We start from the raw sequence: 26,408 nt of genomic DNA on the forward strand, positions 1-26,408 counted from the left end.
CTTCTATATGAAATCAAATATATCTACTTGATCCACTCTAATTAATTTATATTGCAGCATGATTTCTTTTAACCGTTCATCATTTACAATGTATTCATCTAATCCATATGCTTTATATAATCCGAAAATTCTGTTATCTCTACCATTTAACGGTATGACTGAACCAACCACTTTACCTTTAGTATCTTTTAAATTGTATTCTGTGTTTAATCCCATAACTTTCTCCAGTTCCAATAGTGATCCAAAGTTGTTCCAATTTTTTATGTTTATGGAACACCTTCCGCCTTACTCTCCCAACATTTTTACCCATACCGTTCCAAAAGTTCCTAGTTTTTCAACTCTCCCCTTATATATACTTTCTCTTATATATATACTATTTTTTCTATAGATTTAGAAAAGTTGGAACAATTGGAACAAATGGAACATGGCTAGAGCCACAAGGGTTACAGCTGTTCCAATTTTAAAAATTCTTGGAACACTAACTTGATTTTTGGAACACCTTTATTATTCTTCTAATTTATCCTTGTGAATATAACACCATTGTGAAGTTGGATAACCACCTATTCTTTTTTTAATTTGTGTATATCCTTTTTCAATGATTTTCTTTTTAAACTCTTTTCTTATTAATGGATGTTTGTAACCTTCGAACTCTGACCAATCTCTATAATCTTCATAGACATCAGTTGCTCGTTTTTGTTCTATATCATAACTATCCATAAAAGAAGATAATGGATCATTGTCTTTTCTAAAGTCGTCCATTTCTGTTTGAACAGCTGATGGTAAGTAGATGCCATTATTCTTCAATACTTTTTTTAATCCACCTAAAGCTATATTGAACAGATATGACTTGGATTCTTCTGTAGTAACCTTCTTAGGTAGGTTAGGGTCTTCTTTTGATGTTCCTCTAATGCGTGCATTGAATGGCACAATGATTAACCTGTCGAATACACCGTTGCTATTTTCATACCAACGTGGCAATCCGTTTGCACTGAATACTAATTTGGCATAGTTTTCAAATGCGAATACATCTTGTCCTTTATATGCAGCTAACACTGGCTCACCAGTAGATAACTTTTTAAAGTTTGAAGCGTCATCTATACTTTTAAGTGGTATGTCATCACCAGCGTTAAGTAGTTTGTGGTGTAATGATGATACGTTGAACTGTTCACTTAATGCTTGTAGTGACACACTCGAAGTGTTTTCTGTTCCAACCATCGCTTGCATCATTCTTAATAACAATGACTTACCATTACCACCGCTACCAACAAATAGAAATGACTTTCCAATGAAGTTCTCTTTATATAGAAGATATCCGAATATTTGTGTGAACATTTCTACGATTTCTGTATCTTCGTCAGCTATGGTAAATAATGTTTCACTTACGATTTCAGACTTCGCATCTGCATCATAGTTAACATTGAATCTTGCAGTGAATATCAAGTCTGGTGTATGCGATATTAATTCGTTTTCTTTTATGTTATAGACACCATTTTTAACTGGTATTAAGTGAGCTGGTTCTTCATCTTTATGAGGTGCCATTGTACGCAAATATTCTAATACTTCTGTTTGTTGCGTTCTTCTTAATTTCGGAATTTGTGTGACCATTGCGTGTTTTACCAAACGTTCGTCATCTATATAGATACCGTCTTTATATACATGAAGTCTATTGTTAATATTGATCACGTGGTACTTACTCATGATGTATTCGGCAAACTCATTATGATGAAACTTAGGTTGTTGGTTATCTTCTTTCTTAAAGAATCTAGCTTCATTCTCTTGTATGATGCTTTCCGTTTGTTTTTCTGCAAACTCATAGATGTTATCCATGTAATCCTCCTTTCTTACTTAATAGGGTCATACTGTAAATTGTTGTTATTGCAATGCGTTTTATATATTCCATTGAAATGATGTAATAGTTTTCGTTCTTCTAAAGGTGGATGGTTTTGTAAGTTCCACATGTTTAATAATTCGTAAGCTATATCACGACTGAATTTGTTTATGAACAATCCAGCCATAGCTTCTGTAGCATGTGTGCGTTGACCATCACCTACACCTTTTAATAGGTTTAGCCATTCGTCATCTTCTTTACTGCGTTTGTGTGTGCCATTCTTACGCATCGTTTTCTCTTGTTCTTGTATGCGTTTTGCATGTTCAACTAATGGTGTTGGATCTAACAACTCGTTATCAGAGTAATGAAGTTTGTAATCTGAACCATCGTTTTCTGTTGTTGGTAAATTCATTGCATGGCATTGTGAAACACTTGCTGGGTCGTAAAACACTACTGACTTACTACCTTCATATTTATTCTTTTCTAATTCGCTTTTCATCTTTAAAAATTTGAGAATGAATAATGTGACTTGTTTATAATATTTAGATTCAATTTCTTCCATTAAAGGTATACATAATCTATAACGCTGTTCACTTTCTGTATGACTATGCGTTGGGTATATCACATAAGCAAATTGAAATCGGTCTTTAATAAATGAAGGAAAATTAATTGTGTTAGGTATATCATCTACATCAATAGTTATCATGCTTCTAGTTTTTGTGTGTTCATTGTTTCTATATGTGGCGTAACCAGCCACCATTACACCAGCACTTCCTTTGTCTGAATGAGTTTTAACATTTGATAATGTGTTAATTAATTCATGAAAGGTAAGTTGATAATGTAATGGATTAGCTACGTCGCTGTGATTCTTAAAATATGTGATAGTGTGTTTAACGCTCATTTAAATCAATCACTTTAGAATTTCTATCAAATTCTTCTTCGCACTCATCTCTGAAATCTATAACATGGCCTTTTTCTAAATATACGTATTCTGCCGCATCTGGTGAAGGTAGATGGTCCTCCATTTCAATATAAATATCATAAATTTCATTTAATTTTTTAATTATAAAATCTTTATCGCTCATTTGAATATCCCCCTTTAGAATGGTAATTCGTCTTTTAGATCGTTTGTTCCGTTAGCAAAAGCATTGGTGTTATTTTGTTTGGTGTTCTGATTAGAACCTTGTCCCTTACGTTCAACAAACGTAACTTGGTTAACAACTACATCAGTTGTGAAAACTTTTTTACCATCTTTGCCATCAAAACTACCTGTTTGAATCGAACCTGTGATTCCAACTTTTTGACCTTTACTAAAGTTGTTTGCTATTATTTCAGCAGTTTTGCCAAATGCTTTACATGTTAGAAAATCTGTTTCATATTCATCAGTTTGTTTATTTTTAAATGGACGTTGTATCGCTACTCTAAAACTCGCTACATTGCTGTTTTGTCCTTTAAGTTCTACATCTGCTACTAAATTACCTACACCATTAAATTGATTCATATTTATTTACCATCCTTTTTATTTTTAAATTGTGTAATTCCGTTATCTAATCTCATGATTGCTTCTTCGGCATCTTCACTTGATAGTTTGTTTAAATCTATATTCATTTTCTTTCTTAACTGTTGTTCGGTTATATCCATTAGTGGTGCCAATTCTTGAATTTTACTTACAACATCTTTTGTTTCTGAATCGCTCGCTGCTTCAAATGGTTGCTCCGGCATTACATCACCGTTGTAGATGTATAATCCTAGTCCATGTAAAGCTGCTGCTTTAACGAAGCAACGTTTATATGTTTTGTTGATTTGGAACATGTCTGCTTGTTTGTATGCTACTGATTTATTTTTAAAGTCTAATACCGGTAATGTTTCCGTTGCTGTTTGCCCTTTAATCGTGATAGATACAGTCACGCTATAACCTTCTGGTGTAGCAAGATATGGAACGAAGTATTGCTCGTTCGCTACTTCTGGATGTGGATATTCGTGTATCTTCACTGAATATTGTGGGTCAACTTTCATTAATTCTTGGTGTGCATATGACCAGGAAAGGTAAGATAAACCGTTCTTCTTGTCTACATGATCATTAACGTTTAATTGATTTAATTGTTCAAATAATGATTGTTCACTCAATTGAATGGCACCACACTTTCAAATGTTACAATTGCATATTTTTTTAGTACTTCCACTTTTTCGTGAAGTGTTTTATCTATGGTTAATATTTCAAAATCATCTTCATCAAAACGTCTTGCATTAATTTTGTTGTCTGTATATTCAACTTCTTCAATATTTTTATTAGGTCTATTAGTAATATATAAACCTAAACCTTTACGTTTGATTAAGAAGTATATTTTTTCGTGTGAATCCGTTTTAGTTGGTTTTGTCATAATCGCTTATCCTCCTCTAGTAAATATAGTTTTTCGTCGAAATCTTTTTTATCGCTTAACGCTTTCCAAACTTGTGTTTCGATTGTCCCTTTAGTTTTAAATTTGATAATCTCCACTCTGTCATGTCCACCATGTCTGATACACCTGCCACGTGATTGCTGATACTGTGTGAAGCTATAAGTAGGGCAATAATAAATAACTTGACTTGCATACTTTAATTCGATTGCAGCACTACCAGCTTGAATTTGTACCAATGTGACACTGTTAGTTAAAGTTGGGCGTTCTTCTTGCGTCGGTAGCTCAAAGTTTTGGCCGCTTACTTCGAACACTGTTTTATCTAACTTACTTATCATCTGTAGTAGATTGTCTTTTTCTTTAGTGAATTGATAAAAGATAACAACATTATCATTGGTACTTTCCAACAATTCTTTTGTGTAGTTTACTTTTGATTTTTGGTTCGATAAGTAACGTAATGTTGCAGCTAGTTTGGGAGGGCTATCTAATATGACTCGTTCGTCATCTATTTCAATCACTCTATCTTTTGCTGCCTTTTTATAAATAGTTGATTTATTAAACTCAACAAAACGTTCAGTTACTTGTGGCAAATCTACAAAGTAAGATGTTTCTTTCATAGTTGATATTGATTGCCAAAGGCTTTCTAATTTATTGGTATTTTGGAAATCTACAATTTGTTTAATGGATCTACCGCCAAAATGCTTAGTTTCGTATATAGCATGTTTCTTTAGAAACTCTGTTTTATTCTTGTAAAAATTGAAGGTAATTAAATAATTCATAAACTTCTCCCAATTCTCACCAGGCGTTGCAGATAGCATTGAAAAGTTAGTAGATGCTTTGCACAATTTTTGCGCTGCCTTTCCTCTGTTGCTTGTCGGATTCATGAAGTAATGTGCTTCATCCAGTATCACAAAGTAGTTTTTATAGTTTGAATATTCTTTAGCAAGCATTGATGATGCTATAATTTCATATTCAATTTCTATGTTTTCGTGTTCTTCTACTTTTTTTATTTCGTAATCCCATTCGTTACTTTTCTTTTTAGTTGGAGGGCAAACTATAAGTAATGGCTCACTATCTCTATGCTTCAAGTAGTGGTAAATAGAAATTAATGACTTACCTGAACTTGTACCTAAAGCAAAGTAATGTGATGGGTTAGCTTCGTTCAACACTTGTTCTTGTGTTGGATATAGAATCACTGTTTTACACCCATTTCGTTAGCCATATTGATAGCAGTTTGAATGTTTTTCCATGCGCCCTCTGTAATTAATGTGTCGATAGTTTCAATTAAATCTTTTACATAAGAAACGTCGTTAGCTACAATCGCTATCGTGCCATGTTGTTTTAATGAATCAATCTGGGCTATTTGAATTGGTTTAACTCTTCCGCCCTTTTCACGTTTGACTTCGATAAATAATGCAATTCCTCTATAGATTGCAAACAAGTCGGGTATGCCTACTGGAACTCCAGGACTTCCACCATGCGTTTTCATAACGAAAGCTCCATTGTCCACTAAGAATTTGCGAATCTTGTTTTCAACTTTTTTCTCTGGTTCCAATTGCAAACCTCCTACGTATGATATATAATTAAGTTGTGTATTTTTACTTAAGTTTCTTCAGACTGTTAAGCGCTCCAACGCTTATCAGTCTTTTTTTCTGTCTTTATATAGTTAATCCAACTGTCCCAAGCCATATAACTAAAGCAAACGGCTACCCAGTAGATTAGAAACAAGTGAATAAAGTCTTTTGTGAATATCAAAGCTATGAAGAATACGACTATTGCTGTTGATAATGCTAGTAAACCTCTCATTTAATCCCTCCTACAACCATTTTTTATTTCTAAGTTTTAAATACTCTCTCAACTTTTCAATGTCGATTCGTGTCATGTTTGCAGACAAATCAAGGTACAAGTCTTTAACACCTAGATCATCTTCATCATAATCACGTAACCATCTGTAAACAGTTGATTTTCCAACATCGAATACCTTTGCTATAGTTGGTGGTTTTCCGTATAGTGGATAAAATACAACTTGGCTTTCATCTTCTACAACATTTTGTTTTGTTGGTATATCTGTCATAGTTATTACTCCTTTCTGTTACTGCTTTCTCGCTTTAAATAATTCTTCTGATGTATAGCCTGGGAACAATTTTTTGTTTATTAACATTGCTTGTTCAAAAGTAAATGAATATTTCCCTTTTGTTCTATCTCTTACGGTTGTGTAAGGAATGTTCAAAACCCTAGCTATATCTTTTTCTGTGATGTTATGATCCTTCATCGCTGTAAGTAGTTTTGGATACAAAATAATCACCTCCAAAGATACGATGTTTTGCATCTGTGTACGATGTGTCGTATCTACAAGTAATACTATATACGATTAATCGTACACATGCAACCATTTTATTTAAAAAAGTACGATTTTTCGTAATAAAACTCTTTACTTCCTATTTAAATGCATGTATACTTAATTTATCAAATACGAAATGTCGTACAAATAATGGAGGACTTTACAATGAATAATAGGAGCGAATTTGTAGAAGAAAATATCAAAGAAATGGGCTACAACACACGATCATTTGCGAAAGAAATCGGCGTTAGCTACACAACTTTACGTTCTATGTTGGAAAGAAACTTCGAGGGAGCAAAAATAGAAAATGTTATTGCTGTAGCAAAAGGAATTGGCGTAACAGTTGATTATTTATTTAATTTGGGTACTGAATTTGAAGAAGTTGAAGCTGCGCATTCAGAAGATGACCTAACTGAAGAAGAAATTAAAGAAATTAGAGAATTTATGCAAAAATATAAAAAGTAATTGTTTTAGGGGTTGAGTGCATTGCAAATGAGAGAAGAATTATTGAGCAACTATGAGAATTTAAGTGTAGTTGAAACTCAGTTTCCTGTAGATAAAGTTAAGGGGGATTATAAAAGAAACAAATACTTACCTAATGGGTTAGTTATTTTAAACAATGATTATGACCATTATATTCAGAACGGCGTATTAGCAGAAGAATTAGGGCATCATGAAACATCTTATGGAAATATCACAGGAGTATATTCAAGAAAAGATAATATCAATGCTGCTCGACAAGAATTGAAAGCTAGAAGATATGGATTTAAATTGGCTGTCCCTTTAGAAAAATTAATAAAGTGCTATAAACAAGGGATATGGGGAGATTTATATGAGATGTGTTTGTTAATGCAAATTGATAGATCATATTTCTTTGAAGCTATAGAAGATTATAAAAAGCAATTTGGAAACTATGTAAAATATGATGGTTACTTCATACAATTTGAACCATTAAAAATAATGAAGAAAGATTAATCCAACTTACATTGAGTGTCTGGGTACACTCATATCTAATTGTAGGTTGTTTAATATAAAATAAATTTATTATAAGGGAGAATGTAAAATGAAAAAGCTACTATTTTTAGTATTAGCGAGTTTTTTAGTATTAGCAGCATGTGGGAACGAAGAAGAAAGCAAGCTAGACGATAAGAAAGAAACTAAAGCGTCTGATAAAGAAAGCAAAAAAAACGATAAGAAAAAAGATGACGATGACAAATCAGATGATAAGTCTAATGAAGAAATAGCGAACGAAGAACCGCAATCACAAGAACAACAAACTACTGAACAACCTGTGGAATCACAAGAACAAGTGAACACTCAAGAACAACAACCTATTCAGTCGCAAGAAGAAGCACCTGTAGTTGAAGAACAACCAGTTCAACAAGAACCTACAGACCAAGAAAAGATGGAAGCTAATGCTAAAGTAGCTAAAGAACATGGTTATACTGGTATACCAAACGGTGATGCTGGGTTACTAGAACCAGCAGACGAATATTATTCTAACGACCAACTAGACCCAGAAACTGGTCTACCTATGGATGATGCTGTACCACATAAAACAAATGAATAATTCTAAGGGCATTTAACTATGCCCTATATATTTTTATCTTTTTTAGGAGGAATGACCTATGTGGAGCGAACAATTCAAAGATAAAGAAGGCAAAACTAAATATCGCTACTACGAGAAGTATAGAGACCCGTATACAGACAAATGGAAACGAGTAAGTATTGTTATGAACAAAAATACTAAAGCTTCTCAAAAAGAGGCTGTGTTCCAATTAGACGATAAGATAAAAAGTAAGATGTCTACTAGCACCAATAACAATTTAAAATCATTAACGGTTCACAATTTACTAGATGAATGGATTGAGTATCACAAAAATACATCTGGTTTAAAAGTAACAACTTTAAAAAATTCAAAAGTTCGTTTGAACAATTTAAAGAGCAATATAAATGAACATACACTAGTTTCAAAGTTAGATGTAAAACATGTGCAAAAACTAATTAATGGACTATCAGAAATGTATTCAGAAAACCAAGTTAGACGACAACTCAATGATATGAAAAAAGCTTTATCATATGCAACGAAATTTTATGGATACACTAACAAACATATGTTAAATGATGTGGAAGTACCCAAGAAGGCTAAAACACTAGAAGATATAGAAAAAGAAGAACAAAAAATATACAACTATCTTGAGATGAATCAAGTGTTAAAAATACGTGATTTTATATTAACAAAAAAACATTCGGACAAAAGGTTGAATTTATTTGTAGCTAGCTTAATAGAACTACAAGCGCTAACAGGTATGAGAATTGGAGAAGTTCAAGCATTACAAGAAAAGGATATCGATTTTCAAAATAAAACAATAGATATAAACGGAACAATTCATTGGATAAAATATGAAAATGGATATGGATATAAAGACACAACTAAAACTAGAGGTTCAAGAAGAACGATTTCTATTAACAAACGTGCAGTTGAAATCTTAAAAAAAGTAATATTGAAAAATAAAAAATCTGCTCATTGGGAAAAAGATTACATTGATCGTGGTTTTATCTTTACTACAAGATTTGGCAATCCATTATATTCTCATAAAGTAAATAAATTATTATCAGACGCTGCCATTGAATTAGGTATAAATAAGAAAGTTACTTCCCACACCTTCAGACACACTCATATAAGTATACTCGTTGAAATGAATGTATCACTCAAAGCAATTATGAAAAGAGTTGAACATACAGACGAAAAAACAACGATTCAGATATACACCCATGTAACAGAAAAAATGGACAAACAGTTAACCGAGAAGTTAGAAAACATTCCCAATTAAACAATCTGCCCTTTTTCTGCCCTTTTTATAATTTCAGCACCCTCTATAACCCTTGTAACCACTGGTGTTAAGCCATTTTACACCCCTTATTACATCATCATTTGGGGATTAATATCAATTTTCAATGATAGCTTGTCTTTTAAATATTGGTCATGGTAATAATCATCTAAATACTTAAGCGCTTCGTGTAGCGCTGGTTCACTTTTATATTTAATTAAGATTTGGAAGCGATATTCATTATTTATCCTTGATAATGCTGCTGGTGATGGTCCTAATACTAACGCTTTGTCTGATAAATGCTGTAATAAAATTTTATGAATATGTTTCGATGCTTCCATTACTTTCTTCATATCTTTGTGTGCAATAGTGAAATTAATTAAAAAGAAGTAAGGAGGATATTTCCCTATTTTCCTATAATTCATCTCTTTGTTAAAGAAAGCTGGATAATCATTTTCTTGAACATCTTTAATCGCATAATGTTCTGGATTATAAGTTTGAATGATTACTTGTCCTTCTTTTTCGTGACGTCCTGCACGGCCTGATACTTGTGTTAATAATTGGTAAGTACGTTCACTTGCTCTGAAGTCAGGAAGGTTCAACATTGTATCCGCATTGAGTACACCTACGAGTGTGATATTAGGAAAGTCTAACCCTTTCGCAATCATTTGAGTACCTAATAAAATATCACCTTTACCTGAGCCAAAATCATTTAATAATTTTTCATGCGCACCTTTACGAGATGTAGTATCAACATCCATTCGTATAATGCGTGCTTCTTGGAACACTTCTTGTAATAATTCCTCAACTCTTTGTGTACCAGTACCAACCTGTCTGATATGTTCACTTTCACAATTAGGACATTTGTTCGGTGGTGTTTCTTGATGACCACAATAATGACACTTCAATTGATCCGAAGACTTATGATAAGTCAATGAGATATCACAATTGGGACATTGTGGTACATGACCACAATCTCTGCATAACATAAATGATGCATAGCCTCGACGATTTAAAAACAATACAATCTGTTCTTGTTTATCTAAACGAGTTTGAATGGCTTCACGTAATTGTTCTGAAAACATAGACCGGTTGCCTGAACTTAATTCAGCTCTCATATCAACGATTTCAATTTCTGGCAATGCCTGTTGATTGACTCTGTTAGGTAAAGATAACAGTTCATAAACACCCTTATCTGCGCGCGCGTAAGTTTCTAAACTTGGTGTAGCACTCCCTAATATCAATGGACACTGATGATATTGACTGCGCCACTCTGCGATATCACGTGCATGGTATCTAGGATAATCCTCTTGTTTATAAGATGATTCATGTTCTTCATCAATAATGATCATGCCTAAATTTTTAAATGGTGCAAACACACTTGACCGTGCACCAACACTTACCCGAGCTTTACCATCTCTGATTTTTTGCCATTCATCATAACGTTCACCTTTTGACAAACCTGAATGGAGCACAGCTACTTCATCACCAAATCGTTGCTTAAACCTTAAAACCATTTGTGGGGTTAAGGCAATTTCCGGCACTAGCATCATAGCTTGTCTATCTAAATGCAAGACTTCTTCAATTGTTTGCAAATATACTTCAGTCTTTCCTGAACCAGTCACACCATGAAGTAAAAAAGTTCTCTGCTCATGTGCCTTAATATTTTTAAGTATTGCTTCAAACGCTTGCTGTTGGTCAACTGTGAGTTGTTGCTTTTCGTCTTGTTCAAATACACGCGTTTCAAAGGGGTCACGTTCAACGATTGCATCGTATTTTTCCACAAAACCTTTGCGCATCAGTGTATCAATGCTCGATTTTGAAAAGTTCATTGCTTCTAATTGTTTCAGTAATACAGTATGATGACGTTCATCAATTAAATAAGCATATAAATCATATTGCTTTTGAGACTTTTCTAAAGAACCAAGTACAGCATCATATTCAAAACCTTCTATCACTCTCACAGCACGTTGTTTCTTTTTACTGAGACTTTGAGAAAGCAATGTTACTTCACTAATATCACCTTGCTTTAACAAAGGTGATATGACGGATAAATCATCATTATATTGAGCTTCTTTATACGCATAATGCCCTTCGCTATCAAAACGACGACGTAACTGTTCAGGAATTGCTTCATCATTTTCAATTGAAAAAACTTTTGTATATTTAGCTTTAATTGCACTCGGTAACATCACTTCTAACATAGAAATTCGCTTCGTCACAAAATAATTATTATACCAATCTGTTAACTTAATAAGTTCTTCAGTTAATTCTGGTTTAATATCTTGAATTTCTTTTATCTCTTTTAACTTAGCTATGTCTATATTTGCGTCAGGTTGTTCTGTTATTTCCATAATATAGCCTTGAATTGTTCTTGGTCCAAAAGGCACAATGACACGCATACCAACTTGTATCATAGATTGTAGTCTTGTAGGAATAATATAATCGAACGTAAAGTCCACACTTTTAGAAGGTATATCAACAATTACTTTTGCTATCATTTTATTCCCACCTTGTTTCTAAACTATCTAAGATATGCTCCGCTAATATGACTTTTTTGTGTTTTCCTAAACTAATAGGACCTCCATTTTTAAAATACATCGTATAGTCATTATCATCCGAACTAAATCCTATTGAACGATCGCCTACGTTATTAGCAATAATCACATCTGCATTTTTATGTTGCAGTTTTTTCTGAGCATATGTTTCAATATTTTGTGTTTCTGCCGCAAAGCCTACTAAGAATTGCTTTGTTTTGTGTTCACCTAGATATTTCAAAATATCTGGCGTACGTTTAAAAGTCACAGATAATGTACCGTCTTGTTTTTTTAGTTTGTGCTCTAACATTTCAGCAGGTGCATAATCTGATACTGCTGCAGCTTTAAATACGATATCTTGTTCATCAAAGCGTGTTTTTACCACTTCAAACATTTCCTCAGCACTCTGAATTTGAATAACATTCACATTTTCTGGAGGTGTTAGGTGTGTAGGTCCAGATACGAGTGTGACGTTCGCTCCACGCTTAGTTAGTGATTCTGCCAATGCATAACCAATTTTTCCTGATGATCGGTTAGATAAATAACGTACTGGGTCCAACTCTTCGACAGTCGGTCCAGCAGTGATTAATGCGTTCATACCTTCAAATCGACTGTCTATCGAATAAGATGCTTGTTCATTGTCTTTGAAAAACTGGTTTAACCTTTCAACAATTTGCAAAGGTTCTTCCATGCGGCCTTTTGCTACATAGCCACATGCTAAAAAGCCCTCACCGGGTTCAAGAAAATAATAACCATCTGAACTCAGTGTAGCGAGATTGTGTTGTGTCCGCTTATTTTCATACATATGCACATTCATCGCTGGCGCAATAAATTTAGCTGTTTCAGTAGCAAGCAATGTCGACGTCACCATATCATCTGCAATGCCATTTGCAAGTTTGGCAATGATATTTGCTGTCGCTGGTGCCACTACGATTGCGTCCGCCCAATCACCTAATGCAACATGTTGTATTTCTTCCGGATTCTGTTCTAAAAAAGTACTTGTATAAACTGGATTTCTACCAATTGCTTGAAAAGCTAATGGGGTCACAAATTCTTGTGCATGATCTGTAAGCATAACTCTAACGTCATAGTCTGCTTGCGTTAATTTACTTGTTAAATCAATTGCTTTATACGCAGCAATGCCACCTGTAACAGCAAGTAATATTCGTTTCATTGCAAATCTCCTCCAAATAATTTAAATATGACCTCTTAATAGGCTATAAATTTATGTTTATAAATAACACAAAGGTTAATTTGTTATTAAATGCTTTAAATAGATGATTAATCACCATTATACACAAAATTTTAAATTAAATAAAAAAAGGGAGCAGGATAGAAATCAAAATTTGATTTCTATTCCCGCCCCCGTAAGGCTTACTAAAAAAGCTTGAAACAAGTACAATTAGATATCAAACAACTACTGTTCAATCTAACAATTGAGTCTGAGACATGTATTTATGTCCCAGACTCATTTGAAAAACTTTTAATTAGCAGCATGCTAGTTGTTATTTATATGTTTCAAGATTAACTTTTAATTACTTAGATGGTATTTTGTAAAGTCCGTCAGGATAAACATCTCCGCCAGCGATTTCTTCTAGCGCTTTACCTACAGGTTTTTTTGCATCATATTTGCTTAACAATGCAGATTCTGGATTTTCATCTATTTCACGAGCACGTTTTGCAGCAGTAGTTGCAATTAAATATTTTGAATTAACTTTTGCTGTTAATTCGTTTAATGGTGGGTATAACATTATTTTTTTGCCTCCAATATCATTTTTCTATATTTCGCTTCAATACGTTCTCTCTTCAAATGCTCAGCTTCTACAATAGATTGAATACGTTGTTTAGCTAACTCTACTTCGTCATTAACTACAACATAGTCATACAAGTTCATCATTTCTACTTCTTTACGTGCTTCATTCACACGACTTTGAATTTTTTCATCAGACTCCGTGCCACGACCGACTAAGCGTTCACGTAAATGATCTAAACTTGGCGGGGCAAGAAAAACAAACAATGCATCAGGGAATTTCTTACGCACCTGTTTCGCACCTTCTACTTCAATTTCTAAAAATACGTCATGGCCTTGTTCCATCGTATCTTTAACATATTGAACAGGCGTCCCATAGTAATTTCCTACGTATTCAGCGTATTCTATAAATTCATCTTGTTTAATTAATTCTTCAAATTCTGCTTTTGCTTTGAAAAAATAATCAACGCCATCTACTTCACCTTCACGCTTACCACGTGTGGTCATTGAAATAGAATATTTATAAGATGTGGTTGGATCATCAAATATTTTTTTTCTAACTGTCCCTTTTCCTACACCAGAAGGTCCAGATAGTACAATCAATAAACCTTTCTCATTATCCATGACTTACTACCTCTCTAAGCTAATCTTCTATTATTAACATATGATACCATAAGAAACATTCAATTGTATAGCGTCCCACAACACAAACTTTGCTCATGACCTAATCTTTACGCCATGTTACAATATGTTGAATGACTAAAAATAAGGTGGCTGATAGTAATGGCATATGATGGTTTATTCACTAAAAAAATGGTGGAATCTCTACAATTTCTTGTAGGTGGTAGAATCCACAAAATAAATCAACCAGAAAACGACACACTTCTTGTCGTTGTGCGTCAAAATCGTAAAAATCATCAGCTTCTACTTTCTATCCATCCAAGTTTTACTAGAATGCATTTAACTAATAAAAAATATGACAATCCATTTGATCCTCCTATGTTTGCACGTGTGTTCCGTAAACATATTGAAGGTGGCTTTATAAAAGCAGTAAGACAAATTGGTAATGATAGACGCGTAGAAATAGATGTACAGAGTAAAGATGAAATTGGCGATACAATACATCGTACAATTATATTAGAGATTATGGGTAAACACAGTAATTTAATATTAGTAAACGAACAGCACAAGATTATTGAAGGCTTTAAGCATTTAACACCAAACACAAATCAGTATCGTACTGTAATGCCTGGTTTTCAATATGAAGCACCACCCGCGCAAAACAAAATTAATCCATATGATATATCTGGAGAAACTGTATTAAAATATATAGATTTTAATAGTGGGAAAATAGCTCGACAATTACTAGATCACATCGAAGGGTTTAGTCCATTAATTACTAATGAAATTGTTAGCAGAAAACAATTTACGACTGCCCAAACTTTGCCTGAAGCATTTGATACAGTAATTGAAGAAACTAAGGGTGAGCCCATACCTGTTTTCCATAAAAATCATAAAACAGGTAAAGAAGATTTTTACTTTATGAAATTAAATCAATTTTATGATGATGTTGTAGAATACGATTCACTGCATGATTTACTTGATCGCTATTATGATGCACGTGGCGAAAGAGAGCGTGTCAAACAACGTGCGAATGATTTAGTTAAATTTGTACAGCAACAACTTCATAAATATCAAAATAAATTAAGTAAATTAATTGATGAGCAAGAAGGTACCAAAGAAAAAGAATTACAGCAACTATATGGTGAGTTAATAACAGCCAATATTTATCAAATTAAGCAAGGCGATAAAGAAATTACGACGCTTAATTATTATACTGGTGAAGAAATTACAATTCCTCTTAACCCAACCAAAGCCCCTGCTGTCAATGCGCAGAATTATTATAAAAAATATAACAAGTTGAAAACAAGAGCACACGAGTTGCTCCATCAAATTGAATTAACTCAAGAGAATATTGCTTATTTTGAAAGTATTGAACAACAGCTCGCACATATCTCTGTTGATGAAATTGATGATATCCGTGATGAGCTAGCAGAACAGGGCTTTATGAAACAACGCAAACAAAACAAGAAGAAAAAGAAACAAACCATTCAATTACAAGCATATGTTTCAACTGATGGTGATACGATTCTTGTCGGTAAAAACAATAAACAAAATGATTATTTAACGAATAAAAAAGCAGCAAAAAATCATCTTTGGTTCCACACGAAAGATATACCAGGCTCTCATGTTGTGATACTTAGTGATGCACCAAGTGAAGAGACGATTAAAGAAGCGGCCATGTTATCTGGTTATTTCTCCAAAGCTGGTAATTCTGGACAAATTCCAATAGATTACACAGAAATTAGACATGTGCACAAACCTTCAGGTGCCAAACCAGGTTTTGTAACATATGATAATCAAAAAACGCTTTTCGCTACACCAGATTATGATCACATTCAAAAAATGAAAGTAAAATAATTTTTTATTATGCGTTAGGATTATCAAAGCGCATAATAAAAAAGCTAGGATAAAGTCGTTTGTTTTTTCAAAAACGATTATATCCTAGCTTTTTTCATTCTCTAATTTAAGTTTATTCTGGCAATGCTAGTTGAAAATTAACACCAAATTTATCTTGTATCCAAGCAAATTCTCTAAATGGTGGCATTTGTGTTTTAGGCATTAAAATAGCCCCACCACTTTTCAGATTACTGAATAAGCGTTCCATTTCTAACGCACTGTCTACAGTGACATATAATGATACGGCTGGATTCATTTCTATATCGACACCATTCATATTATCAATTGCCATAAACACTTGATCTTTCAACCTGAAAATAGCGTGTTGTACAGCCCCTGTTGGTTCTTCATCACTTTCACTATATCTTACCAATGCCAATATTTCAGCATCTTCAAATGTATTAACATATAAATTAATTGCTTCTTCTGCATCTCCATTGAACATTAGAAATGTAGTTATTTTTGGTATAGCCATTATCCAACCTCCTTAATTCTTCTTAATACTAGAATAAATGATAAATTGTAAAAAATCGAATATACAACGTTATTATAAGTTGTAAAATATTTTTAAATTCTTATTTGCAAACGTTCAAATTATTGGCTTATGTTAAATTAATAAATCCACTACCTAGCACGTCACGTACATCATGTATAACTAAGAAAGCTTTGTCATCTTCTTCATTCACTAATTTTTTGACACGCGTGACTTGAGATTGTGGCACTACAACATATAACATACTTGTTTCTTTTTTACCGAAACCACCCTTGCCTTTAAGTAACGTTGAGCCCCTGCCTGTAAAACTGTTAATTCTATCACTAATATTTTCATTTTCATCTGAAATAATTGTAACAGCTTTTTTAGGATTAAAGCCTTCAATTATAAATGCAGTTGCACGTTCAGTAATGAATATCATAATAATCGTAAACAACACATTTTCTAACGGTAATACAAATAAGAAAGAGAGCACAACTAAACCATCTAATAAAAATATGCCTTGTGACGTTTTTATATCAAAGTACTTATTCAGCATTTTAGCTACAACTGAAGTTCCTCCAATGACACCACCTGCTGCAATAACCAAGCCGATGCCCACACCTACAAACACACCACCAAAAGCAGCGTTGATTACAAAGTTATCTATACCAGTACTAAAATTTTCAGTTAAATCTAAAAATAGAGAAATTGCTGTATTTGCAATAAAAGTATATACAGCAGTTCTTGTACTTAAAAATTTCCAACCTACAATAATAACAATTGTATTAATAATTAAAGAAGTTAAAGCTGGTGACCAACCAAAAGCATATTTAAGCGCTAAAGATATACCAACTGTGCCTCCATCCCCAAGATTAGATTCTAGAATAAAGCAATTTACTGCAATTGCACTGACAAATGCGCCAATTAAACAAATAATGATATTTTTAGTATGATCACGGAATAATTGTTTCATCATTTTCATTTAAGCACCCCTTACATTTTCAAAAATTAAACCCTTTTGGTAAACAATTACGATTGGTATTTTCAATTCAGTCAGCTAAAATTAATATAACTATAGAGGCTAAGACATATATTTATGTCCCAGCCCCATAAAAATATATTATTGTAATTCTAAGTTATACATCGTATTATAAATGCAAATGTACCACAACAATAGTGGTCACACCACTTTGTATTTCTTGTAACGCTTTTAACCCATTGCATTCAAAAAATGTATAACTGTCATCTCTTTTTTAGTTGAATGACAATATCGTCTTTATTTCTTTTACTTTCTAATATTTACAGTTAGAATAAATATAAATCCAATTGGAGGTATTTCATGTCTTTTTATATTATTCCATTACTTATTGCAGCATTAGTTTTATTAGTAGGTTATATTATTATTAAAATTATGATCCGCTAATAATAACTTTACTACACAATGACACATTTTAGTTTTAAAACGGTCAGCACATATAATAAGTATTATAAATTATATTGATAAACTTTGTTATTACAAAAATAACCTTAATTTAACGAAGTTCAACAAAAAGTTTGCTATGTCAAAATGATTTAATATAAAGAGGAAGGTCAAAATGAAATTCATTCTGATCTTCCTCTTTATTATGATCTTAAATACGTCTATACATATTACATTTTATGAATTACTTAATATGTCCTTTTTGTTTAATAGTAGTCTTTGATTTCTTATATATATTTGCTTCTGATGTATTAGATAGCCATTCGTTTTTATCGTTTGAATGAGATGGATGTCTATAATCGTCTTCTTTTTTTAAAAAATCGTTTAAATGTGCAAAGTAATTATATGCTTTTTTTGGGTCTTCTGTCATAATATCCCCTCCAACTCACATTTTAAGACAAGTTGTCTCGCCATTCAACTAATGTACCAATATCATTGTCAGAAATTTCTCCCTTTTCTTTAGCTACCTCAATTAATTCATTATAATTACTTAAAGTAAAGAAAGGTATTTGGGCTTCTTTAAATTGTTCATCCGCTTTTTTTAGACCGTACGTAAATATAGCTACTACGCCTAGAACTTCAGCTCCCGCTTCTTTTAATGCCTCTACTGCAGTTATAGAAGATCCACCTGTTGAAATTAAATCTTCAATGACTACCACTTTTTTACCTTTGCTTAACGCACCTTCAATTTGGTTTTGTTTACCATGGCTCTTACTCTTAGAACGCACATAATTCATCGGTAAATCTAGCGCTTCAGAAACATAGGCAGCATGTGGAATGCCCGCTGTTGCAGTCCCCGAAACGATTTCGACATCCGGAAAATTATTTTTAATTAACGAACTTAAACCATCTCTAATATTACGTCGTACTGACGGATGACCTAATGTCACACGGTTATCGCAATAAATAGGTGATTTAATACCTGAACTCCATGTAAACGGATCGTTGGGCGAAAGTGAAACTGCTTTAATATCTAATAGTGATTTTGCTATTGCTTTAGCCATTCTTACTTAACCAACTTTCTTTAATTTTATGATAACTTGCGACCGGATTATCACTTTGCGTAATTGGTCGACCTACTACAATATGTGTCGAGCCTAATTGTTTCGCATCTTCCGGTGTAGTAATCCTTTTTTGATCATCTGAATGCGCATGTGCTGGTCTGATACCAGGTGTTACTTTTAAGAAGTTTTTACCGAGTTCACCTGTAAGTAATGCTGCTTCAAGCGGTGAACATACGACACCGTCTAAACCAGACGTTTTGGCTAGATACGCATAATTAAGCACTGCATCTTCTATAGAACTTTGAATGTTTTGTTCATTTCTTAACATAGATTCTGTAGTTGAAGTAAGTTGTGTAACTGCTATAATTTTAATATTTTGGTTGTGTTTTCTTAAACCTTCTAATGCGCGTGTCATCATTTCAGTTCCACCAGCAGCATGTACATTGACTAAATCAACGTTTAATTTACTTAACCCTTCCATTGCCTTACCCACAGTATTCGGTATATCATGTAATTTTAAATCTAAAAAAATATCATGCCCACGTGCTTTAATAGATTCTATAAATTGTGGTCCAGTTTGATAAAAAAGTTCCATACCCAGCTTTACAAAAAGTGGCTCATCAAATTGATCTAAGAATGCATCCGCCGTTTCTGATGAATCAAAGTCTAGTGCGATAATTGGTAAATTATTCATAATATGTTCTACACCTCGTATTTTAAAATCTTCTACTATATGAACTAAGATAAAATAATGTTATGCACTCGCACTATTATTTTATCTTAGTGGTATCAAACTTAACTATTACATATTTTTCATTGTAAATGTCATGCTTTCAATCACTGACGTTAGTGCATCAGCTGTGTCTAATGAAGTGAGACAAGGTACGCCATTTTCAACTGATGTACGTCTAATTTGGAAACCATCACGTTCGAATTCCTTACCTTTCGTCATCGTATTTACTACAATTTGTACTTCACTTTGTTGAATACGCGTTAATAAATCATCTTCTTTGCCAATTTTACCAACAATTTCTGTTGGTATATGATGCTCAGCTAATTTATTCGCAGTACCTTCAGTTGCTAAAATTTTATAGCCTACTTCATTTAAACGATGTGCGATACTGACTACTTCTTCTTTATCTTTATCACTCACTGTCATCAATACAGTACCATGATCTTTTACTTCCATACCGCTGGCTGTTAATCCTTTGAATAGGGCTTTTTCCATTGTTGTATCTTTACCCATAACTTCCCCTGTTGATTTCATTTCAGGTCCGAGCGTAATATCAACATTTTTTAACTTATTAAAGCTGAACACTGGCGCTTTGACAAAAACACCTTCAGCATATGGTTGTATCCCTGCTTTATAGCCTAAGTCTACAAGTTTTTCACCCATAATCGCACGCATTGCTAGCTGAGCCATCTGGATGTCCGTAATTTTACTTAAAAATGGTACCGTACGACTCGAACGTGGGTTCACTTCTAAGACGAAGACGCCATCATGAGCGATAACAAATTGGATATTAATTAATCCTATAATATTTAATCCTTTAGCTAGTCTAATCGTATAGTCTTCTAACGTATCCATTTCTTGTTGCGTTAATGTTTGTGGTGGATAGACTGCTATGGAGTCTCCAGAGTGTACACCAGCTCTTTCGATATGCTCCATAATGCCAGGGATTATAACAGTTTCCCCGTCAGATATAGCATCCACTTCAATTTCTTTACCTGTCAAATAACTATCTACTAGTACCGGATGATCTGGGCTCGCTTTAACTGCTTGGTTCATGTAATCTTCTAGTTCTGCATCACTATTCACGATTTCCATCGCACGTCCACCTAATACATATGAAGGTCTTACAACAACTGGATAACCAATATTCCTTGCATTTTCTAATGCTTCTTTAGGAGACGTTGCTGTTTTACCTTTTGGTTGAGGTACATCGATTGTGTGTAATAATGCTTCAAATTCTTTACGGTCTTCAGCACGATTTAGATTTTCTAAAGATGTTCCTAAAATTTGAACGTCATGTTTAGCAAGTTTATCTGCTAAGTTGATAGCTGTTTGACCACCAAATTGTACAACCACACCCTTAGGTTGCTCTAAATCAATAATATTCATAACATCTTCTTCTGTTAATGGCTCGAAGTATAACTTATCAGAAATTGAAAAATCTGTTGATACAGTTTCTGGATTGTTATTAATGATAATTGCTTCATAACCTGCACGTTGGATTGCCCAAACTGCATGCACTGTTGCATAATCAAATTCTACACCTTGTCCTATACGAATTGGTCCTGAACCGAGTACAAGAATTTTTTCTTTATCTGTAACAATAGATTCGTTTTCGTATTCATACGTACCGTAATAATATGGCGTTGCTGATTCAAACTCTGCAGCACAAGTGTCTACCATTTTATAAACTGGCGTTATACCATTTTTTATTCTTAAATCATGAACTTCTTCTTCGGTCATATCAAAACGGTGTGCAATGACACGATCACTAAAGCCGTAATCTTTCGCAAATTTCAGATATTCGATGTCACCTTTATTAGCCTTCAAATCATGCTCAATATTAATGATGTGTTGGAATTTATTTAAGAAGAAGTAATCAATTTGTGTCATTTCATGAATTTCTTCTAATGTTGTTCCGCGACGAATCGCTTCACCTATAAAGAATAAACGTTCATCATCTTGGTCATTGATACGTGCTTTAATATAATCTAAATCATATGAATCTCCGTTAGGCAAACCAAGGTGATGTACACCATATTCTAATGAACGGATTGCTTTAAGTAATGACTCTTCGTAAGTTCTACCAATTGCCATAACTTCACCAGTTGCTTTCATTTGTGTTCCTAAAACACGTTCACCTTTTTCAAATTTATCAAATGGGAAACGTGGGATTTTCGAGATAACATAATCTAAAGTTGGTTCAAATGCCGCGTAAGATGTTTCTGTAATTGGATTTAACATTTCATCTAACGTTAAACCAACTGCAATTTTAGCTGCTAGTTTAGCAATTGGATATCCTGTTGCTTTAGAAGCTAATGCTGATGAACGGGACACACGTGGATTCACTTCAATAATATAATAATCCATAGAGTGTGGATCTAAAGCTAATTGCACGTTACAGCCGCCTTCTATTCCTAAGGCACGGATTACTTTTAATGACACGTCACGTAGCATCTGATATTCAATGTCTGACAATGTTTGGCTCGGCGCCACAACAATCGAATCGCCTGTATGTATACCAACTGGATCAATATTTTCCATATTACACACAACGATTGCGTTATCGTTTTTGTCACGCATTACTTCATATTCAATTTCCTTGAAACCAGCGATTGATTTTTCAATTAAACATTGTGTTGCTGGACTATAATGTAGACCGTTCGCTACAATTTCTTTAAACTCATCATCATTATGGCAAATACCACCGCCAGTGCCTCCCATTGTAAATGCTGGTCTTACGATGAGTGGATAGCCTACTTTTTCTTTAAACATAAACGCTTGTTCTACGGTGTTTACAATATCACTTTCAGGCACAGGTACCTCGAGTTCATTCATTAATGATCTGAATAATTCTCTATCTTCTGCCTGTTGGATAGATTCTAATTTAGTACCTAAAAGTTGCACATTGTTTGCTTCAAGTTCACCACTATCATGTAGTTGAATGGCCATGTTCAATCCTGTTTGTCCACCTAATGTAGGTAACAAGGCGTCCGGTTGTTCTTTACGAATAATGCGCGCTATAAAATCATGAGTTAATGGTTCAATATATACTTTATCTGCAATTTCTTTGTCAGTCATAATTGTTGCTGGATTCGAGTTTACTAATATTACACGATAACCCTCTTCTTTTAAGGCTAAACAAGCTTGTGTCCCTGCATAATCAAACTCTGCAGCCTGACCGATGATGATTGGACCAGATCCAATAACTAAAATCGTTTCTATATCTGTACGTTTAGGCATTTGACATACGCTCCTTCGCTTTATGATTATTCATCATGTCGATAAATTCATCAAATAAGTAATTTGAATCAGATGGCCCTGGACATGCTTCAGGGTGATATTGAACTGAAAATGCCGGTAGTGACTTATGTCTTAAACCTTCTACTGTGCCATCATTAATTGCAAGATGTGTAATTTCTAAGTCACTATCAATTAATGAGTCTTTATCGATTGCATAACCATGATTTTGACTCGTTATTGCAATTTTTCCTGTTTTAAGATCTTTCACAGGATGATTGGCACCTCTATGACCGAATTTCATTTTAAACGATGTTGCACCTTGAGATAAGGCGAAAAGCTGATGGCCTAAACATATACCAAAGAAAGGAACGCTTCCTAATATACCTTTAATCATTTCAACTGCAATTTTCACTTCTTCAGGGTCTCCCGGTCCGTTAGAAAGCATTACGCCATCTGGAGTCATTCTCATAATCGCTTCAGCTGAAGTATCATAAGGTACGACGGTTACATTACAACCACGCAAATTCAATTCTCTAACAATATTTTGTTTTTTACCAAAATCGACCAATACAACACTCAAATCATACCCAGTTGAAACGTAAGGTGTTTTCGTTGATACTTCTGTTACTTCATTTTTTGGTAATTCAGTCGTTTTCAACTGTTCTACTAATGATTCAATTTCAGCTTTATTATCAGTAAAAGCTGCTTTTAACACGCCGAAATTTCTGATTTTTCTGGTAATACTACGCGTATCAACACCTGAAATACCAGGAATATCATATTCAACTAATACGTCATGTAATGTTTTTTGTTTTCTAAAATTACTTGGATGATCACTTGCTTCTTTAACAACTACACCATTTAGGGTAGGTACAAGTGATTCAAAATCATCTCGGTTTATACCATAATTTCCGATAAGTGGATATGTAAATGTAATAATTTGGCCCGTGTATGACGGGTCCGATATGGTTTCTTGATAACCCGTCATTGCAGTATTAAAAACAATTTCTCCTACTGTTAATTGATCAGAACCAAGGGGATAGCCTTCGTAATATGAACCGTCTTCTAAAACTAGATAGCGTTTCTTCAACATTATTTTTCCTCCTTAAATTTAACTTCACCCTCAACCATTGTTAATACTGGCGTACCATATACTTTATAACCGATAAACGGCGTATTACTTCCTTTAGATGCAAAGTCCTCTGCTTTTATTTCACTTTCTTCATCTAGGTTAATAATTGTTAAATCTGCTAATCCGCCTTCTTCTAATGTACCATAAGGTAACTCGAAAGTCTGAGCGGGTTTAATCGTTAAATAATCTACTAACTGTTGTAACGACCAGTCACCATTTTTCACAAAATGCGTATACAATAATGGGAAAGCTGTTTCGCTTCCAACAATACCAAATGGTGCTTTTGTCATAGGCTGTGCTTTTTCTTCTGCAGCATGTGGCGCATGATCTGTTGCAATACAGTCTATCGTACCATCTAATAAACCATCAATCAGTGCTTCTCTATCTTCTTTGCTTCTTAATGGAGGGTTCATTTTATAAATCGCATCATCACCTGGAACATCATCTTCAGTTAATAATAAATGATGTGGTGTAACTTCTGCTGTCACGTGTATACCTGCTTTTTTAGCATCGCGAATTGCTCTGACGCTCTCTTTTGTAGAAACGTGACATACATGATAATGTGCGCCAGCCGCTTCTGCTAATAGTACATCACGTGCAATTTGTACTGCTTCACAAATATTTGGAATACCAGGAATGCCTAAAGCTTCACTGCGTTGCCCTTCATGCATAGCGCCATCATAAATTAAACTATTATCTTCACAATGTGCTACGACTGCTTTATTCACTTTTGCTGCCGCTTGCATGGCCTCATACATCATATTAGCTTGTTGAACACCAACACCATCATCTGTAAATGCAAACGCGCCGTTGTTAGCAAGTGTTTCAAAATCGACATGTTCTTTACCAGCTTGTCTCACTGTAATAGCTGCGTAAGGTAATACTCTTACTTCAGCGTTATCTTCTATTAATTGATTTAAATGATTTAAATTTTCTTCTGAATCAGGTACCGGACGTGTATTTGGCATTGGGCAGACGGTTGTAAATCCACCTCTTGCTGCTGCTTTTGTGCCCGTTGCTATTGTTTCTTTATGTTCCCCGCCTGGTTCACGTAAGTGCACATGTACATCTACTAAACCTGGAGAAACAAATTGTCCTTTAACATCTATAACTTCAGTATTTGTATCTACCTCAATTTGCGTAGCTATTTGTTTAATATGTTGTCCTTCAACTAAGATAGACACCGTTTCAAATTCACCATTTTTTAAGATTTTAGCATTCGTTAATAATTTCATTTGTTTCTGCCCCTTTCGATTGTAAAATATAATCTATAACCGCCATGCGTAAGTACATGCCATTTTCCATTTGTTTGAAAATGCGTGATTTTGATGCTTCTACAAGTGAATGTTCTATCTCCACACCTCTATTTACTGGTGCTGGATGCATCACGATTGCTTGTGATTTCAGCCTATTATATCTCTCTTGCGTTAAACCGTATTGATTATGATAGTTACTTACTTCAAATTGTGTTGTGTTCTCATCAGTATGTCTTTCATGTTGTACTCTTAATAACATTACTATATCTACCTCATCTATAACAGTATCAATATCTTTATACGGCGCATCTAAGGAATCATCTTTCCAAGCATCTGGGCTAGAAAACATTACATTAGCACCAAGTGTTGTTAGACTTTGATAATTACTTCTGGCGACACGAGAGTTTTTAATATCACCACAAATTAAGATATTTAAGCCTTCAAAAGTTTGATATTCTTCGTAGATTGTCATGATGTCTAATAAGCTTTGTGTCGGGTGTTGCCCACTGCCATCTCCTGCGTTAATAATTGGTACGTTAAGCGATTTTAATTCGTCATAATAAGTGGTTTGTGAATGTCTTATTACCAGAACATCTGCACCTACTTGTTCTAAAGTTTTACATGTGTCATATAATGTTTCCCCTTTTTGAACAGAAGATGTATTTGTTTCAAAATCAATTAATTTCAGTCCTAATTTTTGCTCTGCTACTAAGAAACTACTTTTCGTACGTGTCGAGTTTTCAAAAAATAGATTTGCTACAAATTTATCTTCATAACGTTGAGGTTGTAGTTCACCATTTTTTATTGCACTCGCACGTTTGACTAATTCATATATTTCATTTGTAGTTAGATGTTCCATCGATAATAAGTTATCCAATTTTT

30 protein-coding genes are annotated in these 26,408 nt (G+C 33.8%); 5 read left to right on the plus strand and 25 right to left on the minus strand.

Annotation, left to right across the window (positions count from 1 at the left end):
* Nucleotides 1-3: 3 nt before the first annotated feature.
* The 12 genes from ACP3TL_RS06485 to ACP3TL_RS06540 form a co-directional block, all read right to left on the minus strand.
* Nucleotides 4-216: a hypothetical protein gene (locus ACP3TL_RS06485; protein WP_285325536.1), complete on the minus strand. Its 213-nt coding sequence runs from the start codon at nucleotides 214-216 to the stop codon at nucleotides 4-6.
* A gap of 288 nt (nucleotides 217-504) precedes the next feature.
* The gene (locus ACP3TL_RS06490; RefSeq protein ID WP_285325535.1) at nucleotides 505-1,827 is read right to left on the minus strand and encodes a DNA primase family protein; all 1,323 of its coding nucleotides are present in this window, start codon (nucleotides 1,825-1,827) and stop codon (nucleotides 505-507) included.
* A gap of 14 nt (nucleotides 1,828-1,841) precedes the next feature.
* Entirely contained in the window at nucleotides 1,842-2,729 is an 888-nt protein-coding gene (locus ACP3TL_RS06495; protein WP_285325534.1) for a hypothetical protein, read from the minus strand.
* Nucleotides 2,719-2,913: a hypothetical protein gene (locus ACP3TL_RS06500; RefSeq protein WP_285325533.1), complete on the minus strand. Its 195-nt coding sequence runs from the start codon at nucleotides 2,911-2,913 to the stop codon at nucleotides 2,719-2,721. Before ACP3TL_RS06500 ends, ACP3TL_RS06495 begins: the two co-directional genes overlap by 11 nt.
* Before the next feature lie 14 nt (nucleotides 2,914-2,927).
* Nucleotides 2,928-3,329, minus strand: coding sequence for a single-stranded DNA-binding protein (locus tag ACP3TL_RS06505; RefSeq protein ID WP_285325532.1), 402 nt, complete (start codon nucleotides 3,327-3,329; stop codon nucleotides 2,928-2,930).
* Between the two features lie 2 nt (nucleotides 3,330-3,331).
* Complete coding sequence (locus tag ACP3TL_RS06510) at nucleotides 3,332-3,955, minus strand: Sak single strand annealing protein (protein WP_285325531.1); 624 nt, start codon at nucleotides 3,953-3,955, stop codon at nucleotides 3,332-3,334.
* Nucleotides 3,952-4,209, minus strand: coding sequence for a DUF2483 family protein (locus ACP3TL_RS06515; RefSeq protein WP_285325530.1), 258 nt, complete (start codon nucleotides 4,207-4,209; stop codon nucleotides 3,952-3,954). The genes ACP3TL_RS06510 and ACP3TL_RS06515 overlap by 4 nt, the downstream gene beginning before the upstream one ends.
* Nucleotides 4,206-5,420, minus strand: coding sequence for a helicase-related protein (locus tag ACP3TL_RS06520; protein ID WP_285325529.1), 1,215 nt, complete (start codon nucleotides 5,418-5,420; stop codon nucleotides 4,206-4,208). Before ACP3TL_RS06520 ends, ACP3TL_RS06515 begins: the two co-directional genes overlap by 4 nt.
* Entirely contained in the window at nucleotides 5,417-5,779 is a 363-nt protein-coding gene (locus tag ACP3TL_RS06525; protein WP_285325528.1) for a PDDEXK family nuclease, read from the minus strand. Before ACP3TL_RS06525 ends, ACP3TL_RS06520 begins: the two co-directional genes overlap by 4 nt.
* Before the next feature lie 65 nt (nucleotides 5,780-5,844).
* Complete coding sequence (locus tag ACP3TL_RS06530; RefSeq protein ID WP_285325527.1) at nucleotides 5,845-6,030, minus strand: hypothetical protein; 186 nt, start codon at nucleotides 6,028-6,030, stop codon at nucleotides 5,845-5,847.
* A gap of 10 nt (nucleotides 6,031-6,040) precedes the next feature.
* The gene (locus ACP3TL_RS06535) at nucleotides 6,041-6,298 is read right to left on the minus strand and encodes a helix-turn-helix domain-containing protein (RefSeq protein ID WP_285325526.1); all 258 of its coding nucleotides are present in this window, start codon (nucleotides 6,296-6,298) and stop codon (nucleotides 6,041-6,043) included.
* A gap of 18 nt (nucleotides 6,299-6,316) precedes the next feature.
* Nucleotides 6,317-6,520 carry a hypothetical protein gene (locus ACP3TL_RS06540; protein ID WP_285325525.1) on the minus strand — a complete coding sequence of 68 codons (204 nt, stop codon included), beginning with the start codon at nucleotides 6,518-6,520 and terminating at the stop codon, nucleotides 6,317-6,319.
* A gap of 210 nt (nucleotides 6,521-6,730) precedes the next feature.
* Here ACP3TL_RS06540 and ACP3TL_RS06545 point away from each other — a divergent pair, with 210 nt between their 5' ends.
* From ACP3TL_RS06545 to ACP3TL_RS06560, 4 genes are all read left to right on the plus strand, one after another.
* Complete coding sequence (locus ACP3TL_RS06545) at nucleotides 6,731-7,030, plus strand: helix-turn-helix domain-containing protein (RefSeq protein WP_069816225.1); 300 nt, start codon at nucleotides 6,731-6,733, stop codon at nucleotides 7,028-7,030.
* 27 nt (nucleotides 7,031-7,057) lie between these two features.
* Entirely contained in the window at nucleotides 7,058-7,540 is a 483-nt protein-coding gene (locus ACP3TL_RS06550; RefSeq protein WP_285325711.1) for an ImmA/IrrE family metallo-endopeptidase, read from the plus strand.
* A gap of 88 nt (nucleotides 7,541-7,628) precedes the next feature.
* The gene (locus ACP3TL_RS06555) at nucleotides 7,629-8,135 is read left to right on the plus strand and encodes a hypothetical protein (protein ID WP_285325524.1); all 507 of its coding nucleotides are present in this window, start codon (nucleotides 7,629-7,631) and stop codon (nucleotides 8,133-8,135) included.
* A gap of 58 nt (nucleotides 8,136-8,193) precedes the next feature.
* The gene (locus tag ACP3TL_RS06560) at nucleotides 8,194-9,399 is read left to right on the plus strand and encodes a tyrosine-type recombinase/integrase (RefSeq protein WP_285325523.1); all 1,206 of its coding nucleotides are present in this window, start codon (nucleotides 8,194-8,196) and stop codon (nucleotides 9,397-9,399) included.
* Between the two features lie 89 nt (nucleotides 9,400-9,488).
* On the opposite strand, the gene priA is transcribed toward ACP3TL_RS06560, so the two are convergent.
* The 4 genes from priA to gmk form a co-directional block, all read right to left on the minus strand.
* Nucleotides 9,489-11,897, minus strand: coding sequence for a primosomal protein N' (gene priA, locus ACP3TL_RS06565; protein ID WP_069816233.1), 2,409 nt, complete (start codon nucleotides 11,895-11,897; stop codon nucleotides 9,489-9,491).
* A 1-nt stretch (nucleotide 11,898) separates the two neighbouring features.
* Nucleotides 11,899-13,107, minus strand: a complete 1,209-nt coding sequence (gene coaBC, locus ACP3TL_RS06570) for a bifunctional phosphopantothenoylcysteine decarboxylase/phosphopantothenate--cysteine ligase CoaBC (protein WP_069832890.1) — start codon at nucleotides 13,105-13,107, stop codon at nucleotides 11,899-11,901.
* Nucleotides 13,108-13,468: 361 nt separating this feature from the next.
* Nucleotides 13,469-13,684, minus strand: a complete 216-nt coding sequence (gene rpoZ / locus ACP3TL_RS06575; RefSeq protein ID WP_002507908.1) for a DNA-directed RNA polymerase subunit omega — start codon at nucleotides 13,682-13,684, stop codon at nucleotides 13,469-13,471.
* Nucleotides 13,684-14,307 (minus strand): guanylate kinase, encoded by a 624-nt coding sequence (gene gmk, locus ACP3TL_RS06580; protein ID WP_069816237.1) that lies wholly within the window; start codon nucleotides 14,305-14,307, stop codon nucleotides 13,684-13,686. The genes rpoZ and gmk overlap by 1 nt, the downstream gene beginning before the upstream one ends.
* A 159-nt stretch (nucleotides 14,308-14,466) precedes the next feature.
* On the opposite strand from gmk, the gene ACP3TL_RS06585 reads away from it, so the two are divergent.
* The gene (locus ACP3TL_RS06585; RefSeq protein ID WP_069832891.1) at nucleotides 14,467-16,164 is read left to right on the plus strand and encodes an Rqc2 family fibronectin-binding protein; all 1,698 of its coding nucleotides are present in this window, start codon (nucleotides 14,467-14,469) and stop codon (nucleotides 16,162-16,164) included.
* A 112-nt stretch (nucleotides 16,165-16,276) separates the two neighbouring features.
* On the opposite strand, the gene ACP3TL_RS06590 is transcribed toward ACP3TL_RS06585, so the two are convergent.
* The 9 genes from ACP3TL_RS06590 to ACP3TL_RS06630 form a co-directional block, all read right to left on the minus strand.
* Entirely contained in the window at nucleotides 16,277-16,678 is a 402-nt protein-coding gene (locus ACP3TL_RS06590) for a VOC family protein (RefSeq protein WP_069832892.1), read from the minus strand.
* Nucleotides 16,679-16,805: 127 nt separating this feature from the next.
* Entirely contained in the window at nucleotides 16,806-17,660 is an 855-nt protein-coding gene (locus ACP3TL_RS06595) for a YitT family protein (protein ID WP_069816241.1), read from the minus strand.
* 682 nt (nucleotides 17,661-18,342) lie between these two features.
* Entirely contained in the window at nucleotides 18,343-18,528 is a 186-nt protein-coding gene (locus ACP3TL_RS06600; RefSeq protein ID WP_069832894.1) for a hypothetical protein, read from the minus strand.
* 22 nt (nucleotides 18,529-18,550) lie between these two features.
* On the minus strand, nucleotides 18,551-19,162 hold the full coding sequence (pyrE, locus tag ACP3TL_RS06605; protein WP_069832895.1) for an orotate phosphoribosyltransferase: 612 nt from the start codon (nucleotides 19,160-19,162) through the stop codon (nucleotides 18,551-18,553).
* On the minus strand, nucleotides 19,155-19,856 hold the full coding sequence (gene pyrF, locus ACP3TL_RS06610) for an orotidine-5'-phosphate decarboxylase (RefSeq protein WP_285325522.1): 702 nt from the start codon (nucleotides 19,854-19,856) through the stop codon (nucleotides 19,155-19,157). Before pyrF ends, pyrE begins: the two co-directional genes overlap by 8 nt.
* Nucleotides 19,857-19,964: 108 nt before the next feature.
* A complete protein-coding gene (gene carB, locus ACP3TL_RS06615; protein ID WP_069832897.1) occupies nucleotides 19,965-23,138 on the minus strand; it encodes a carbamoyl-phosphate synthase large subunit in 3,174 nt (1,057 codons plus the stop codon).
* Entirely contained in the window at nucleotides 23,131-24,231 is a 1,101-nt protein-coding gene (locus tag ACP3TL_RS06620) for a carbamoyl phosphate synthase small subunit (RefSeq protein WP_069832898.1), read from the minus strand. The genes carB and ACP3TL_RS06620 overlap by 8 nt, the downstream gene beginning before the upstream one ends.
* Nucleotides 24,231-25,505, minus strand: a complete 1,275-nt coding sequence (pyrC, locus tag ACP3TL_RS06625) for a dihydroorotase (protein WP_069832899.1) — start codon at nucleotides 25,503-25,505, stop codon at nucleotides 24,231-24,233. Before pyrC ends, ACP3TL_RS06620 begins: the two co-directional genes overlap by 1 nt.
* Nucleotides 25,483-26,403, minus strand: coding sequence for an aspartate carbamoyltransferase catalytic subunit (locus tag ACP3TL_RS06630; protein WP_069832900.1), 921 nt, complete (start codon nucleotides 26,401-26,403; stop codon nucleotides 25,483-25,485). Before ACP3TL_RS06630 ends, pyrC begins: the two co-directional genes overlap by 23 nt.
* Nucleotides 26,404-26,408: the final 5 nt, after the last annotated feature.

Origin of the sequence: Staphylococcus caseorum (assembly GCF_049943195.1) — a bacterium.
Taxonomy (GTDB): Bacteria; Bacillota; Bacilli; order Staphylococcales; family Staphylococcaceae; genus Staphylococcus; species Staphylococcus equorum_A.

Bases quoted from the DNA above. Each gene is read 5' to 3' on its own strand.
- priA (WP_069816233.1), bottom strand. From the start codon at position 11,897: ATGATAGCAAAAGTAATTGTTGATATACCTTCTAAAAGTGTGGACTTT.
- ACP3TL_RS06600 (WP_069832894.1), bottom strand. From the start codon at position 18,528: ATGACAGAAGACCCAAAAAAAGCATATAATTACTTTGCACATTTAAAC.
- ACP3TL_RS06595 (WP_069816241.1), bottom strand. From the start codon at position 17,660: ATGAAAATGATGAAACAATTATTCCGTGATCATACTAAAAATATCATT.
- ACP3TL_RS06590 (WP_069832892.1), bottom strand. From the start codon at position 16,678: ATGGCTATACCAAAAATAACTACATTTCTAATGTTCAATGGAGATGCA.
- ACP3TL_RS06585 (WP_069832891.1), top strand. From the start codon at position 14,467: ATGGCATATGATGGTTTATTCACTAAAAAAATGGTGGAATCTCTACAA.
- ACP3TL_RS06485 (WP_285325536.1), bottom strand. From the start codon at position 216: ATGGGATTAAACACAGAATACAATTTAAAAGATACTAAAGGTAAAGTG.
- ACP3TL_RS06500 (WP_285325533.1), bottom strand. From the start codon at position 2,913: ATGAGCGATAAAGATTTTATAATTAAAAAATTAAATGAAATTTATGAT.
- pyrC (WP_069832899.1), bottom strand. From the start codon at position 25,505: ATGAAATTATTAACGAATGCTAAAATCTTAAAAAATGGTGAATTTGAA.
- ACP3TL_RS06555 (WP_285325524.1), top strand. From the start codon at position 7,629: ATGAAAAAGCTACTATTTTTAGTATTAGCGAGTTTTTTAGTATTAGCA.
- gmk (WP_069816237.1), bottom strand. From the start codon at position 14,307: ATGGATAATGAGAAAGGTTTATTGATTGTACTATCTGGACCTTCTGGT.
- coaBC (WP_069832890.1), bottom strand. From the start codon at position 13,107: ATGAAACGAATATTACTTGCTGTTACAGGTGGCATTGCTGCGTATAAA.
- ACP3TL_RS06535 (WP_285325526.1), bottom strand. From the start codon at position 6,298: ATGACAGATATACCAACAAAACAAAATGTTGTAGAAGATGAAAGCCAA.
- ACP3TL_RS06490 (WP_285325535.1), bottom strand. From the start codon at position 1,827: ATGGATAACATCTATGAGTTTGCAGAAAAACAAACGGAAAGCATCATA.
- ACP3TL_RS06545 (WP_069816225.1), top strand. From the start codon at position 6,731: ATGAATAATAGGAGCGAATTTGTAGAAGAAAATATCAAAGAAATGGGC.
- ACP3TL_RS06515 (WP_285325530.1), bottom strand. From the start codon at position 4,209: ATGACAAAACCAACTAAAACGGATTCACACGAAAAAATATACTTCTTA.
- ACP3TL_RS06495 (WP_285325534.1), bottom strand. From the start codon at position 2,729: ATGAGCGTTAAACACACTATCACATATTTTAAGAATCACAGCGACGTA.
- pyrE (WP_069832895.1), bottom strand. From the start codon at position 19,162: ATGGCTAAAGCAATAGCAAAATCACTATTAGATATTAAAGCAGTTTCA.
- pyrF (WP_285325522.1), bottom strand. From the start codon at position 19,856: ATGAATAATTTACCAATTATCGCACTAGACTTTGATTCATCAGAAACG.
- ACP3TL_RS06620 (WP_069832898.1), bottom strand. From the start codon at position 24,231: ATGTTGAAGAAACGCTATCTAGTTTTAGAAGACGGTTCATATTACGAA.
- rpoZ (WP_002507908.1), bottom strand. From the start codon at position 13,684: ATGTTATACCCACCATTAAACGAATTAACAGCAAAAGTTAATTCAAAA.
- carB (WP_069832897.1), bottom strand. From the start codon at position 23,138: ATGCCTAAACGTACAGATATAGAAACGATTTTAGTTATTGGATCTGGT.
- ACP3TL_RS06505 (WP_285325532.1), bottom strand. From the start codon at position 3,329: ATGAATCAATTTAATGGTGTAGGTAATTTAGTAGCAGATGTAGAACTT.
- ACP3TL_RS06560 (WP_285325523.1), top strand. From the start codon at position 8,194: ATGTGGAGCGAACAATTCAAAGATAAAGAAGGCAAAACTAAATATCGC.
- ACP3TL_RS06550 (WP_285325711.1), top strand. From the start codon at position 7,058: ATGAGAGAAGAATTATTGAGCAACTATGAGAATTTAAGTGTAGTTGAA.
- ACP3TL_RS06530 (WP_285325527.1), bottom strand. From the start codon at position 6,030: ATGAGAGGTTTACTAGCATTATCAACAGCAATAGTCGTATTCTTCATA.